We start from the raw sequence: 12,896 nt of genomic DNA on the forward strand, positions 1-12,896 counted from the left end.
CCGTCCCGCGGTTGACGGAGCCGTCAGCCGCGGGACGGTGCGCCGTCCTCCGCGGCCCGGCCCCCGCGACCGGTGGCCAGCCACAGCGCCCCGCCGAGAGCGCCGAGCGCGGCGGTGAGCAGGAAACCCCGGTCGGTCCCCGCGCCGGGCAGCACGACCAGCACCCAGAAGACCGCGAGGCCGGTCAGCCCGCCCGCGGCGATCCGCCACCCCGTCCGGGCGCCCAGCCGCCGGCCGAGACCGAGAGCCCCGGCGAACGCGGCCAGACCTAGCACGGTGCAGGCGGTGGCGAAGGCCGACCACAGCGGGATGGCCGACCACGCCGACGCGGTGCCGAACCGCAGCGACAGGCCGAGCTGCAGCAGGACCAGGGCGAGCGCCACCAGGCCGGCGCCCACCAGCGGGGTGCGGTCCCGCGGCGCGCGCGGCTGCTCGGCCGGTGCCTCCTCCGCCGCGGCCGGGGGAGCGGTCGGCCCGCCCAGCCCGGGCAGCCCCGGAACGAAGTCGACCGGGCCCGTCGGCTGGGCGGCACCGGCCGGCGCCGGGCCCGGTTGCACCGCGGTGGCGCCCGCCGGCGCCGTGGCCGGGCCGGTCTGCGCCGGCGGGCGGACGGGTGCGGACGGCGGCGGGAGCTGCTGCACCGTGGTCGGGGTGCCGGAGACCGGCGCGGGGATCGGGATCTCCTGGGTCGACGACGGCGAGGGACCCGCGCCCGCGGCGGGGGTCTGCTGTTCGGACGGCGTGCTCACGGGTGCCTCCAGGTCGGGCTCCGGCGGGACCACCGGTCGGCGGCGGTGCGCCCCGCACGCTAGCCGCGGCGCGGCCGGCCGTCCGCGCGCCACCCGGAGGGACGCGCACCTGCGTCTGCCGCCCCGGCCCTTCGCCCCTAGGGTCGGGCCGTGGTCACGCGCGCCGGAATCGTCGTCACCGGGACCGAGGTCCTCACCGGCCGGGTGGCCGACCGGAACGGCCCCTGGCTGGCCGAGCAGCTGCGCCGCCTCGGCGTCGACGTCGGCCACGTCGTCGTCGTGGGCGACCGGACCGAGGACCTGGTGGCCGCGCTCTCCTTCCTCGCGGGCACCGGCGCGGACCTGCTGATCACCACCGGCGGGCTGGGCCCCACCGCCGACGACCTCACCGCGCAGGTGGTCGGCGGGTTCCAGGGGCGCGAGCTCGCCGTCGACCCGACCCTGGAGGAGCGGATCGGCGGCATCGTCGAGCGGCTGATGGCCCGCCGGGGCTGGCGGTCCGACCCGGCGTCGACCGCGGCGGGCGTGCGGAAGCAGGCCCTGGTGCCCGAGGGCGCCACCGTGCTCGAGCCGGTCGGCACCGCACCCGGCCTCGTCGTCCCGCCCGCCGCCGGCCGCACGGGGCCGCCGGTGGTCGTGCTGCCCGGCCCGCCGGGCGAGCTGCGGGGCATGTGGCCGGCCGCGCTCGCCGCCGGGCCGACGCGGGAAGCGCTGACGGGCGCCGCCGAGCTGCGCCAGGAGACCCTGCGGCTGTGGGGGACGCTGGAGGCCCAGCTGGCCGCCACGCTGCGCGAGCTGGAGCCGGAGCTGGGCGGTCTGGAGATCACCACCTGCCTCCGCGAGGGCGAGCTGGAGATCGTGACCCGGTTCCCGGCGGCGGCCCAGCCGGCCTACGACCGCCTCGCGGCGCAGCTGGGCGAGCGGTACGCGGCCACGCTCTTCTCCACCGGCCCCACCCTGGACGAGCTGGTCGCCGGCGCGCTCGCCGACCAGGGGCTGACGATCGCCGCCGGCGAGTCGTGCACGGGCGGGCTCCTGGTCGCCCGGCTCACCGAGCGGCCCGGCTCCTCCGCCGCCGTGCTGGGCGGGGTGACCGCCTACGCCGACGGCGCCAAGGAGGCCCTCCTCGGGGTCCCCGGCGCGCTGCTCGCCGAGCACGGGGCGGTCAGCCCGCAGGTGGCCCGCGCGCTGGCCGACGGCGCCCGTGCCCGCTTCGGCGCCGACGTCGGGGTGGGCATCACCGGCATCGCCGGGCCCGGCGGCGGCACGGACGCCAAGCCCGTGGGGACGGTGCACCTCTGCGTCGTCGGGCCCGACCGGGTGGAGGAGCGCTCGCTCGCCGTCCCGGGCAGCCGCGCGGCCGTGCGGGAACGCTCCGTCACGATGGCGATGCACCTGCTCCGCTCCCTGCTGCTGGGCGGCCCGCCGGCCTGACGCGGCAGGTGTCCGCCCCGGCCGGCGCGGGCACCTCCCGGCGGTGACGACGCTGACCCTGCACGCGACCGGGACCGCCCCGCCGGCGGAGGTCTGGGAGCGCTACGCCGTCCCCGCCCGCTGGCCCGGCTGGGCACCGCAGATCACCGGGGTGGATCTGCCGGCCGACCGGCTGACCCCGGGCGTCGCCGGCCGCGTGCGCGGCCCGCTTCGGATCGCGGTGCCCTTCACGGTGGAGGGGGTGGACGAGGCCGCCCGCCGGTGGTCGTGGGTGGTGGCGGTGGGGCCGCTGCGGCTGCGGCTGCTGCACTGGGTGGCGGCAGGCCCCGACGGCGGGACGACGACCGGGCTGCGGATCTCCGGGCCGGCGCCGCTGGTCCTGGCCTACGCGCCCGCGGCGCGCCTCGCCCTCGCCCACCTCGTGCGCGCCTGAGCTCCGCCGGCCGGTCGCGCGGCTCGATTACCGTGCCGGCATGGCCGCCACCCACGAGGTCACCAACCAGGTCCCGCCGCTGGTCGGGCACGACCCGATCGCCGGGGACGCCGCGCTGGCCGACGCCTGCCGCCGGCACGCCGACGAGACCACGCTCGCGTCGCTGGCCGAGCTCGGCCGGCTGGCCGGCAGCGAGCAGGCGCAGGAGTGGGGCCGGCTGGCGAACGAGAACCCGCCGCGGCTGCGCACCCACGACCGCTACGGCCACCGCGTCGACGAGGTGGAGTTCCACCCGGCCTGGCACGAGTTGATGCGCACGGCCTTCGAGCACGGCCTGGCGGGCGCCCCGTGGGCGGACCCGGCGCCGCACGCGCACGTCCGCCGTGCCGTCGGCTACCTGGGGTGGACGCAGGTCGAGATGGGCCACGGGTGCCCGACGACGATGACCTACGCGGTCGTGCCCGCGCTCCGGCGGGCGCCGGAGCTGGCCGCCCGGTACGGGTTGGGGCTCACCGCGCGGGCCTACGAGTTCGGCCTCGCCGAGCCCAGCGCGAAGCGGGGCCTCGTGGCGGGCATGGGCATGACCGAGAAGCAGGGCGGCTCGGACGTCCGGGCGAACACCACCCGCGCGGTCCCGCAGCCCGACGGCAGCTACCGGCTCACCGGCCACAAGTGGTTCACCTCCGCACCGATGAGCGACCTCTTCCTGGTCCTCGCGCAGCTCGACGAGGGGGTCTCCTGCTTCCTCGTGCCGCGGGTGCTGCCCGACGGCAGCCGCAACGTCTTCCGGCTGCAGCGGCTCAAGGACAAGCTGGGCGACCGCGCCAACGCCTCCAGCGAGGTGGAGTTCGACGGCACGACGGGGTGGCTGGTCGGCGAGCCCGGGCGGGGCGTCCCGGCGATCATCGAGATGGTCAACATGACCCGGGTGGACTGCGTGCTCGGGTCGGCCGCCACGGTCCGGGCGGCGCTGACGCAGGCCGGCCACCACACCCGGCACCGGCGGGCGTTCGGCGCGCTGCTGGCCGACCAGCCGCTCATGCAGAACGTGCTCGCCGACCTCGCCGTGGAGAGCGAGGCCGCGACCGCGCTGGCCATCCGGCTGGCCGCGGCGGTGGACGGCGGCGAGGCCGCGTTCCTGCGCCTGGCCGGCGCGGCCGCCAAGTACTGGGTCTGCAAGCGCACGCCGGGGGTGGTCGCGGAGGCGATGGAGGTGCTCGGCGGCAACGGCTACGTCGAGGAGTCCGGGCTGCCGCGGCTCTACCGGCAGGCGCCGCTGAACTCCATCTGGGAGGGGTCGGGCAACGTCATCGCCCTCGACGTCCTCCGGGCGCTGGGCCGCAGCTCCGAGTCGCTGGCCGCGGTCACCGCCGAGCTGGAGCTGGCCCGCGGCGCCGACCGGAGGTTCGACGACGCGGTGAAACGGCTGCACGCCGAGCTCGGCGATCCCGACCAGCTGCCCTTCCGGGCCCGCCGGATCGCCGGTTCGCTGGCGCTCTGCCTGCAGGGGTCGCTGCTCCTGCGCCACGCGCCGACGGCGGTCGCCGAGGCCTTCTGCGCCGCCCGCCTGGGCGGGGAGGCCGGCGGCGTCCTCGGCACCCTGCCCGCCGGCACCGGTGTGGCGGAGATCGTCGGCCGCTCCACGGTCGCCGCCCCCTGAGGAAAGCGTCGCGGGCTACTACTCTCGGGGACGGCTCCGGTGCTGCCCGTCGTCCTCGCGAGCGGTCCCTGCCCCCCGGCGTCCGCGGGAGCGGACCGGACGAACCACTGGAAACGAGAGCGGGCAGCGTGCAACCAGGCGACGACCGGCCCCCCGAGGGCCGGCCCGACCCGTTGAGCGGCGTCCCCGACGCGGTCTACCGCCTGGACGGGCAGGGGCGCTTCGCCTACCTGAACGCGGCCGCCGAGCGGCTGCTCGGGCACCGGGCCGAGGAGCTGCTCGGCCGGGACGCCCGCGACGCCTTCCCCGCCCTCCGCGGCTCCCTGGCGGAGGAGCAGTACCGCCAGCTGCTCGCCGACGGCCGGGCGCGCGAGTTCCAGTTCTTCTACGAGCCCCGGTCGCGCTGGTACGAGGTGCGGCTGTTCCCCGACCCCGCCGGGGCGGCGGTGCTGTTCCGCGACATCGACGTCCGCCGGCGCACCGACCAGGAGCGCGACGACCAGCTCCGCGGCCTCACCGCGGTGCTGGAGGCGCTGCCCTCGCCCACGGTGCTGGTCGGCCCCGACGGGAGGATCGTCTCGGCGAACGGGGCCTGGTTCCGCAGCGGCGAGGAGCTGCTGCCCGAGATCTCCTGGCCCGGCCGCCCGGGGGAGGACTACCTGACCGTCATGACGCGTGGCCTGGCGCCGGCGGAGCACGAGCGGCTCGCCGAGGGGCTGCGCGGGCTGCTGGCCGACACCGCGGCCTCCGACGGCCGGACGTTCGCCTTCGAGTACTCCTGCCCGACGCGCCGGGGGGTCGGCTGGTTCCACCTCCAGGCGACCCGCGTCGACCGCGAGGGCCGCGTCGTCGTCACGCACAACGACGTCACCGACCAGGTGCGGGCCCGGGACGACCTCCTGTGGAGAGCGCAGCACGACGACCTGACCGGGCTGCCGAACCGGGCGCGGCTGCTCGAGCTCACCGGTGAGGCGCTGGCCGACGACCACCACGGCGGCGTGGCGCTGCTCGTGGTGGACCTCGACGCGTTCAAGACCGTCAACGACTCGCTGGGGCACCAGGTTGGCGACGAGCTGCTGCGGCTGGTCGCCGGCCGGCTCTCCGAGCAGGTCCGCCCGGGGGATGCCGTGGCCCGCCTGGGCGCCGACCAGTTCGTCGTCCTCGCGCACGGCTGCGACAGCGCCGAGGCCGCGGCCCTGGCCTTCCGGCTGCAGTCGGCGTTCGGCCGCCCCTTCGCCGCCGGTGAGATCTCCGTGCCGCTCAGCGCCAGCATCGGCGTGGCGGTGGCGCGACCCGAGGTCCGCGACGCCCACCACCTGCTCAGCGACGCCGACGCCGCCATGTTCGCCGCGAAGAGCTCCGGCCGGGACCGGGTGCACCTGTTCTCCCCGGCGCTGCGCGAGGCCGCCCGCTGGCGGCTGGAGGTCGCCACCCGCCTGCGCGGGGACGCCATCGACCAGCTGGTGGTCCACTACCAGCCGGTCGTGCGCCTCGACACCGGCCAGATCGAGGGCGTGGAGGCGCTGGTGCGCTGGCAGCACCCCGAGCGCGGGCTGCTCTCCCCGGACACCTTCCTCTCCGTGGCCGAGGAGACCGGGCAGATCATCCCGATCACCCGCTGGCTGCTCCGGGAGACCACCCGCAAGGCGGCGGAGTGGGCGGCCGGGGGTCTGGCGCTGCGCATGTCGGTGAACGTCAGCGCCCGGCACTTCTCCGCGGAGACGCTGGTGCGCGACGTGCGGCTGGCCCTCCAGGACTCCGGCCTGCCGCCCGACCAGCTCGTGCTGGAGCTCACCGAGACCAGCGTGGCCGAGGACCCGACCCGCGCGGAGGACCAGCTCTCGGTGCTGCGCGGGTTCGGCGTCCGGGTGGCGATCGACGACTTCGGCACCGGGTGGTCGTCCCTGGCGCAGCTGTTCGCGCTGCCCATCGGGACGCTGAAGATCGACCGCTCGCTGCTCGCCGCCGCCGAGCGGGTCGCCGCTGGCGACACCGGCGCGGTGCTCGCCGCGATCGTCGGGCTCACCCGCACGCTGGGCATCCGCTCGGTGGCCGAGGGGGTCGAGACCCCCGACCACCTGCGGATGGTGCGCCAGGCCGGCTGCGACCTCGCGCAGGGCTGGCTGCTCGGGCACCCGATGCCCGCCGAGCGGCTGCCCGGGTGGGTGCGCGAGGTGCAGCAGGCCGGCGGGGACCTGTGCGCGCTGGCGATGGCGGGCCGCGCCGTCCCCGTGCGCGGGTGAACCTCCGCCGCCGCGCCACCGCGCCCGCCGGGCCGCCCCGCGCCGCCGAGCCCGCCGGATCCGGTGCGGTGCCGCCCGCGGGCGCAACCGTCGTCGTCCCCGGGCAGACTGTGCCCGTGCTGGACACCTCCGCGGCCGTGACCGAGCCCACCGAGCAGCCGGCCGGCGACGACCGGTCGCGTCCCGCCCTGGACCTGCTCATCTGGGACGCCCCGAACATCGACATGACCCTGTCGACGGTGATCGGTGCCCGGCCGACGGCGGCCTCCCGGCCGCGCTTCGACGCCATCGCGGCCTGGTTCGTCGAGGGCGCCGGCGATCCGTCCTCCTCCGACGCGCCGGACGTCGAGGCGTGCGTCTTCGCCAACATCCCGCCGCAACCGGGCTCGCTGCAGCGCTGGGTGGAGGCGCTGCGCGGCTTCGGCTACTCGGTCTTCGCCCGGCCGAAGAGCCAGCCCGACGACGACATCGACCAGGACATGCTCGACCACATCGCCGTCCGGGCGCACAGCCACCGGCTGCGGCGGCTGGTGGTCTTCTCCGGCGACGGTCGCAACTTCGCCGAACCCCTGGAGGACCTCGCCAGGCACGGCACGGAGGTCGTCGTCGTCGCCTTCAGCGAGGTCGCCGGCTACGCGATCGGCTCGGACCTGCTGCAGTTCATCGACATCGAGGACGTCCCGGGCGCCTTCGTCGAGCCCCTCGACCGGGTCCGCCTCGACGCGCTCCCGCCGGACGGTGCCTGGCTGCGGCCGACCCGCAGCCTGCGCGACTTCGTGGCCGGGTTCACCGCGCGCCGGGGCGGCTGACCCCGCCGCTGACCTGCGCGGATGCCACCTCCTCACCCCTACGGGTGGTCCGGGCCGCAACTGCTCAGGAAACCGGGCGGGGTGCCGATCGCAGAACCGTGCCGTTCTCGATCTCCCAGCGCCTGCTGGCCGTGCTGCGCCGTGGCGACGTGCTCCCGTCCCCGGGGCCCGTCGCCGCCGGGGGCCGGTCGCCACGGGGCCGTGCCGCCGTCGCCGAGCTGGCCGCCGCCGTCCCCGGGCTGGCCGAGGAGCGGGCCGAGCGGGCCCGGACGGCCGGGCTGCTCGTCGGCTGGGTCGCGGTGGTCACGGTGCCGCTGTGGGCGGTCGTCGACCTGGCCACCGAGAGCAGCAACGCCGGCACCTTCCTGGCGGTCCGGCTGCTCTGCGAGATCCCGATGCTCCTGGCGCTCGTCGCGCTCGGCCGGCTGCCGCTGGGCCGCCGCCGGCCCGAGCTGCTCACCTTCTCCGTCCTCGCCGTCGTGCAGGCGGAGGTGGCCTGGATGGTGACGCGCTCGGAGGACCCGCGCTACCACCTGCTCGGTCTCACCCTCGCCATCTACGGCAGCGGCTGCGTCATGGTGGCCCGCCCGCGCTGGACGGTCGCGCTCGTCGCCGTCTCCTGGGCCGCTCTCGGGCTGGCCTCGGTCAGCGCGGACGACGGCCTCTCCCCGGGCGACCTCCTGGCGGTCACGGTCTACCTCGCCACCGCGTCGGTGATCGCGGTCCTGGCCCACCTGCGGCGCTACGCCCTCGACACCCGCGAGCTGCACACCCGGGTCCGCCTGGAGCGCGAGCAGCAGCGGACCGGCGTGCTCCTGGCCCAGCTGGAGCGGCTCAGCCACGAGGACCCGCTCACCGGCCTGGCCAACCGCCGCCGGTGGGACGCCGAGCTGGCCGAGCTCTGCACGCGGACCCGCCAGCGGGGCGACGTCCTCAGCGTGGTGCTGGTCGACCTCGACCACTTCAAGGACGTCAACGACCGGTACGGGCACGCCGGCGGGGACGCCGCACTGCGGGCGGTCGCCGGGCTGCTGTCGGCCCGCGTGCGCGGCGGGGACCTCGTCGCCCGCCTCGGTGGCGACGAGCTCGCCGTGCTGATGCCCGGCGCCGACGCGGAGCGCGCGACCGCGGTGGCCGAGGAGCTGCGGCGCGAGGCGCGGCTGCTCCGCCCCCCGGGTCTCGGGGCCGCGCGGCTGAGCCTCTCCCTGGGCGTGGCGACGGCGACCGGCGCCGACGCCTACCCCCGCGAGCTGATGTCCCGGGCCGACGAGCAGCTGTACCGGGCCAAGACCACCCGCAACGCCGTCGGCGCCGGACCCGTGCCCCCCGGCGCGCCGGAGCCGCGGCCGGAGCCGCAGCCCGCCGGCTGACCGGGACCGGTCCAGTCCGGCGCGTCGCCGGTGCCTGCCGCCGGACGCCCGCCCCGGCGGTTACCGTTCCCCGGCGGTCGGGCGGTGCCCGGCCGCGCACCACCGATGAGCGGAAGAGGACCATGAGCAGCGTTCCCGGCGCCGACCACCCGGCGGAGCAGACCGAGGTGGAGGTGCGGCTCTCCGGTACCGACGTCGCCGTCAGCGCCCGGGTGGAGGTCGTCCACGAGGGCGTGATCTCCGTCCGCCCGTCCGCGAGCGAGTTCGTCGACGGCTCGGTCGTGAAGCCCGGTGACGCCGTCGAGGTCTACTGGCGCAGCGACAACGGCCACCGCGTGCTCCCCGCCGACGTCCTGGACGTGCAGGAGGGCGCGGTCGTGCGCTGGCGGCTCACCGCCACCGGGCCGGCCGAGCACAGCCAGCGCCGGGCGGCGGTGCGGGGCCGCGTGGTCGTGCCCGTGGAGGGCGGCCTGGGCGCGGTCGAGCTCACGGGCGAGACCATGGACGTCAGCGAGGCCGGCATGCGCGTCCACTTCGAGGGCTTCGGCATCCTGCCCGACGTCGGGACGACGATGGCGCTGACCGTCCGCTTCGAGGACGGGCCCCTGGTGTGCCGGGGCGAGGTCATCCGCGTCCAGGCGCGGGGCGCCCGCTGGCTCATGAGCATCCGCTTCCTCGACATCGAGGAGCGGGAGCAGGACCGGGTGCGCCGGCGGGTGTTCCAGGCGCTGCGCGAGGAGCGCGCCCGCCTGGCCGAGTGACCGGTCGGGGGAACGGCGGGTAGCCGGGCGTGCCGCGGGGCAGAGGAGCAGGCGTGATCCCGTCGCCGCCCCGCCTGACCGAGGCCCTCTCGGCGCTCCGCGACCAGGTCGCCGCCGTCCCCCTGGCGCTGGTGACCGCGGGCCGCGACGACGCCGTCCGAACGGCCCGCGGCGTCACCGACCAGATCGACGACTACCTGCTGCCCCGGCTGCGCGACCTGGACGCCCCGCTGCTCACCGTCGTCGGCGGCTCCACCGGCGCCGGCAAGTCCACGCTGGTCAACAGCCTCGTCGGCGCCCCGGTCACCACGGCCGGCGTGCTCCGCCCGACCACCCGCGCCCCCGTGCTGGTGTGCGCCCGCGTGGACGCCGCCAGCTTCTCCGGGGACCGCGTGCTGCCGGGCCTGGCGCGGGTCACCGGCGGCGACGGCGGGCCCGGCACCCTGCAGCTGGTGGTCCGGGACGACGTCCCCGCGGGCCTCGCCGTGCTCGACGCCCCCGACGTCGACTCGGTGGTGACCGCCAACCGCGACCTGGCCGGCCAGCTGCTGGCCGCCGCCGACCTCTGGGTCTTCGTCACGACCGCGGCCCGCTACGCCGACGCGGTGCCCTGGGACCTGCTGCGCACGGCCGAGGAGCGGGGGACGGCGCTGGCGGTCGTGCTGGACCGCGTGCCCCCGGAGGCCGCCGCCGAGATCTCCGCCGACCTCGCGGCCATGCTGCGGGACGCCGGCCTCGCCTCGGCCCGCCTGTTCGTCGTCGAGGAACGCCCCCTCGAGGACGGCCGGCTGCCCGAGGACCAGGTGGCGCCGCTGCGGGGCTGGCTGCACGGGCTGGCCGCCGACCAGGAGCAGCGCGCCGCCGTCGTCCGGCAGACCCTCGCCGGTGCGCTGGACAGCCTCCAGCAGCGGACCGCCGCGGTCGCCGCGGCGGTGGAGGAGCAGCGGGTCGCGGCCGGGGCCCTGCACGACGCGGCCGCGGCGGCGTACGACGCGGCGCGCGACGGGGTGGACCAGGGGGTGCGCAGCGGCAGCCTGCTGCGCGGGGAGGTGCTGGCCCGCTGGCAGGAGTTCGTGGGCACCGGGGAGTGGATGCGCAGCCTGCAGAACCGGGTCGGCCGGGTGCGCGACCGCGTCGCCGCGGCGCTGACCGGGCGCCCGGCGCCGGCCGAGAGCCTGCAGGGCGCGCTGGAGAGCAGCGTCGAGCAGCTGCTGCGCGCCGAGGCCGACCGCGCCGCGGAGCGGACCGTCACCGCCTGGCGCGCGCTGCCCGCCGGCCCGGGGCTGCTGGGCGACCGGGAGCGGGAGCTCGCCGCCGCCTCCCCCGACTTCCCCGAGGCCGCCGCGGCGCAGGTGCGGGACTGGCAGGGCACGGTGCTGGACCTGGTGCGCAGCGAGGGCGCCGACAAGCGCTCCCGGGCGCGGCTGCTCTCCTGGGGCGTGAGCGGGACCGGCGCGGTGGTGATGGTGGCGGTGTTCGCCCAGACCGGGGGGCTGCTCGGCGGGGAGGTGGCCGTCGCGGGCGGCACCACCGCCGTCGGCCAGCGGGTGCTGGAGGCCGTCTTCGGCGACGCCGCGGTGCGCTCGCTGGCGGAGCGGGCCCGGGCGGACCTGGGCGAGCGGTCCGAGGCGCTGCTGCGGTACGAGCAGGACCGCTTCGACGCGCTGGTGGAGGCCGTCGCCCCGCCACCGCGGGCGGCCGAGGAGCTGCGGGCGGCGGCCGCTTCGCTCGTCGAGGCACGCGGCGCATGAGGCGGTCGGAGGTCGCGCTGGCCGACCGGCTGGCGGCGTTGCGGGAGGCCGTCGAGGTGGCCGACGGCCGGCTGGCGGCCCCGGAGGTCGCCCGCGCCCGGGCGGTGCTGGCCAAGGCCGGCGCACGCGAGGCGCTGGGCGACGCCACGGTCGTCGCGCTGGCGGGGGCCACGGGGAGCGGCAAGTCCACGCTGTTCAACGCCCTGTCGGGCAGCGAGGTGAGCACCCCGGGGGTGCGCCGCCCGACGACCGGCGTCGCGCACGCGACGGTCTGGGGTGCGGCCGACGACGGGACCGACCGGCTGCTGGACTGGCTGCAGGTGCCGCGCCGCCACCGCCGGGAGCCCGAGCCGTCGCTCGAGGGCCTGGTGCTCCTCGACCTGCCCGACCACGACAGCGTCCGGCTGGAGCACCGGCTGGAGGTGGACCGGCTGGTGGAGCTCGTCGACGTCCTGGTCTGGGTGCTGGACCCGCAGAAGTACGCCGACGCCGCCGTGCACGAGCGGTACCTGGCCCCGCTGGCCGGGCACGCGGGGGTGCTGCTCGTGGTGCTCAACCAGGTCGACCGCCTCGACGAGACCGCCGCGCGGGCCTGCCTGGCCGACCTGCGGGGGCTGCTGGACCGGGAGGGGCTGGGCGCGACCCCGCTGCTGGCGGTGTCCGGGCGCACCGGGGACGGGCTGGCGGAGCTGCGCGGCGAGCTGGCGCGGCGGGTGCGCGCCCGCCGGGCGGCCGGTGAGCGGCTGCTGGCCGACGTCCGGGGGAGCGCCGCGGAGCTGGCCGTGCACTGCCCGGAGGCCGCCCCCGGGCGGTCGCGGCGCCGGGGGCGGGCGGCCGGCGAGGACCCCGCCCGCGAGCCGGCCGACGACCTCACCGACGCCCTGGCCGCCGCGGCCGGCGTCCCGACCGTGGTCGCCGCGGTGGAGCGCTCGACCCGCCGCGAGGGCACCGGGCGCACCGGCTGGCCGCCGGTCCGGTGGACCCGCAAGTTGCGCGCGGACCCGCTCGAGCGGCTGCACCTCGGCGACGAGCGCGCCCGCACGTCCCTCCCGCCGGCGGGCGCGGTGGAGGGGGCGCGCATGGCGACGGCCGTGCGGGCGGCCCGCGACGCCGTCGGGGAGGGGCTGGCGCCGGCGTGGCGCGACGAGCTGCGGCGGACGGCGGAGGTCTCGGAGGAACGCCTCGCCGACGCGCTGGACCGCGCGGTGGGGGGTGCCGAGCTCGGGTCCGACCGGGTGCCGCTCTGGCAGCGGGCGGCCGCCGGGCTGCAGTGGCTGCTCCTGGCCACCGCGCTGGTCGGTGCGCTGTGGCTGCTCGCGCTGGTCGGGTTGGGGTTCCTCCAGCTCGACGACGTCGTGCCGCTGCCCCGGGTCGAGGGCATCCCGCTGCCCACGCTGCTGCTGGTCGGGGGGTTGCTCGCAGGGCTGCTGCTCGCGCTGCTGTGCCGCCCCCTCGTGGCGTGGCGGGCCCGGCGGCGGGGGAGGGCGGCCGAACGCCGGTTGCACGCGGCGGTGCGGGAGGTCGCCGACGAGGAACTGCTCGCCCCGATGGCGGAGGTGCGCGCCGACGCCGACCGGTTCTGCGCGGCGGTGGCCCGCGCCGCCCGCTGATCGGTGCTCGGACGCCGATCAGCGGGCGGCGATGCAGCAGGTGGGCGGCTCAGCGGCTCTTCGGGTCGGGTGGGGC

10 protein-coding genes are annotated in these 12,896 nt (G+C 77.8%); 9 read left to right on the top strand and 1 reads right to left on the bottom strand.

The features are described from left to right. Positions 1 to 23: 23 nt before the first annotated feature. Positions 24 to 749, bottom strand: a complete 726-nt coding sequence (locus tag E9565_RS19525) for a hypothetical protein (protein WP_236836541.1) — start codon at positions 747 to 749, stop codon at positions 24 to 26. 150 nt (positions 750 to 899) lie between these two features. Here E9565_RS19525 and E9565_RS19530 point away from each other — a divergent pair, with 150 nt between their 5' ends. From E9565_RS19530 to E9565_RS19570, 9 genes are all read left to right on the top strand, one after another. Next, on the top strand, positions 900 to 2,183 hold the full coding sequence (locus tag E9565_RS19530) for a competence/damage-inducible protein A (protein WP_236836542.1): 1,284 nt from the start codon (positions 900 to 902) through the stop codon (positions 2,181 to 2,183). A 43-nt stretch (positions 2,184 to 2,226) separates the two neighbouring features. Further along, the gene (locus tag E9565_RS19535) at positions 2,227 to 2,616 is read left to right on the top strand and encodes an SRPBCC family protein (RefSeq protein ID WP_236828525.1); all 390 of its coding nucleotides are present in this window, start codon (positions 2,227 to 2,229) and stop codon (positions 2,614 to 2,616) included. A 40-nt stretch (positions 2,617 to 2,656) separates the two neighbouring features. Continuing rightward, positions 2,657 to 4,276, top strand: a complete 1,620-nt coding sequence (locus E9565_RS19540; protein ID WP_236836543.1) for an acyl-CoA dehydrogenase family protein — start codon at positions 2,657 to 2,659, stop codon at positions 4,274 to 4,276. 173 nt (positions 4,277 to 4,449) lie between these two features. After that, positions 4,450 to 6,519, top strand: a complete 2,070-nt coding sequence (locus tag E9565_RS19545) for a bifunctional diguanylate cyclase/phosphodiesterase (RefSeq protein WP_236828523.1) — start codon at positions 4,450 to 4,452, stop codon at positions 6,517 to 6,519. Between the two features lie 116 nt (positions 6,520 to 6,635). After that, positions 6,636 to 7,328, top strand: coding sequence for an NYN domain-containing protein (locus E9565_RS19550; protein WP_236828522.1), 693 nt, complete (start codon positions 6,636 to 6,638; stop codon positions 7,326 to 7,328). A 98-nt stretch (positions 7,329 to 7,426) separates the two neighbouring features. Further along, on the top strand, positions 7,427 to 8,698 hold the full coding sequence (locus E9565_RS23405; protein ID WP_236836544.1) for a diguanylate cyclase: 1,272 nt from the start codon (positions 7,427 to 7,429) through the stop codon (positions 8,696 to 8,698). Between the two features lie 122 nt (positions 8,699 to 8,820). Then, a complete protein-coding gene (locus tag E9565_RS19560; RefSeq protein ID WP_236828520.1) occupies positions 8,821 to 9,459 on the top strand; it encodes a flagellar brake protein in 639 nt (212 codons plus the stop codon). A 53-nt stretch (positions 9,460 to 9,512) separates the two neighbouring features. Next, positions 9,513 to 11,210, top strand: coding sequence for a GTPase domain-containing protein (locus E9565_RS19565; RefSeq protein WP_236836545.1), 1,698 nt, complete (start codon positions 9,513 to 9,515; stop codon positions 11,208 to 11,210). After that, positions 11,207 to 12,820 carry a GTPase gene (locus tag E9565_RS19570; protein WP_236836546.1) on the top strand — a complete coding sequence of 538 codons (1,614 nt, stop codon included), beginning with the start codon at positions 11,207 to 11,209 and terminating at the stop codon, positions 12,818 to 12,820. The genes E9565_RS19565 and E9565_RS19570 overlap by 4 nt, the downstream gene beginning before the upstream one ends. Positions 12,821 to 12,896: the final 76 nt, after the last annotated feature.

This window comes from Blastococcus sp. KM273129, assembly GCF_021698995.1.
Lineage (GTDB): Bacteria > Actinomycetota > Actinomycetes > Mycobacteriales > Geodermatophilaceae > Blastococcus.

What these genes read in the sequence shown, in the direction of transcription:
- E9565_RS19570 (WP_236836546.1), top strand. Translation starts at nt 11,207, where the DNA reads ATGAGGCGGTCGGAGGTCGCGCTGGCCGACCGGCTGGCGGCGTTGCGG.
- E9565_RS19540 (WP_236836543.1), top strand. Translation starts at nt 2,657, where the DNA reads ATGGCCGCCACCCACGAGGTCACCAACCAGGTCCCGCCGCTGGTCGGG.
- E9565_RS19560 (WP_236828520.1), top strand. Translation starts at nt 8,821, where the DNA reads ATGAGCAGCGTTCCCGGCGCCGACCACCCGGCGGAGCAGACCGAGGTG.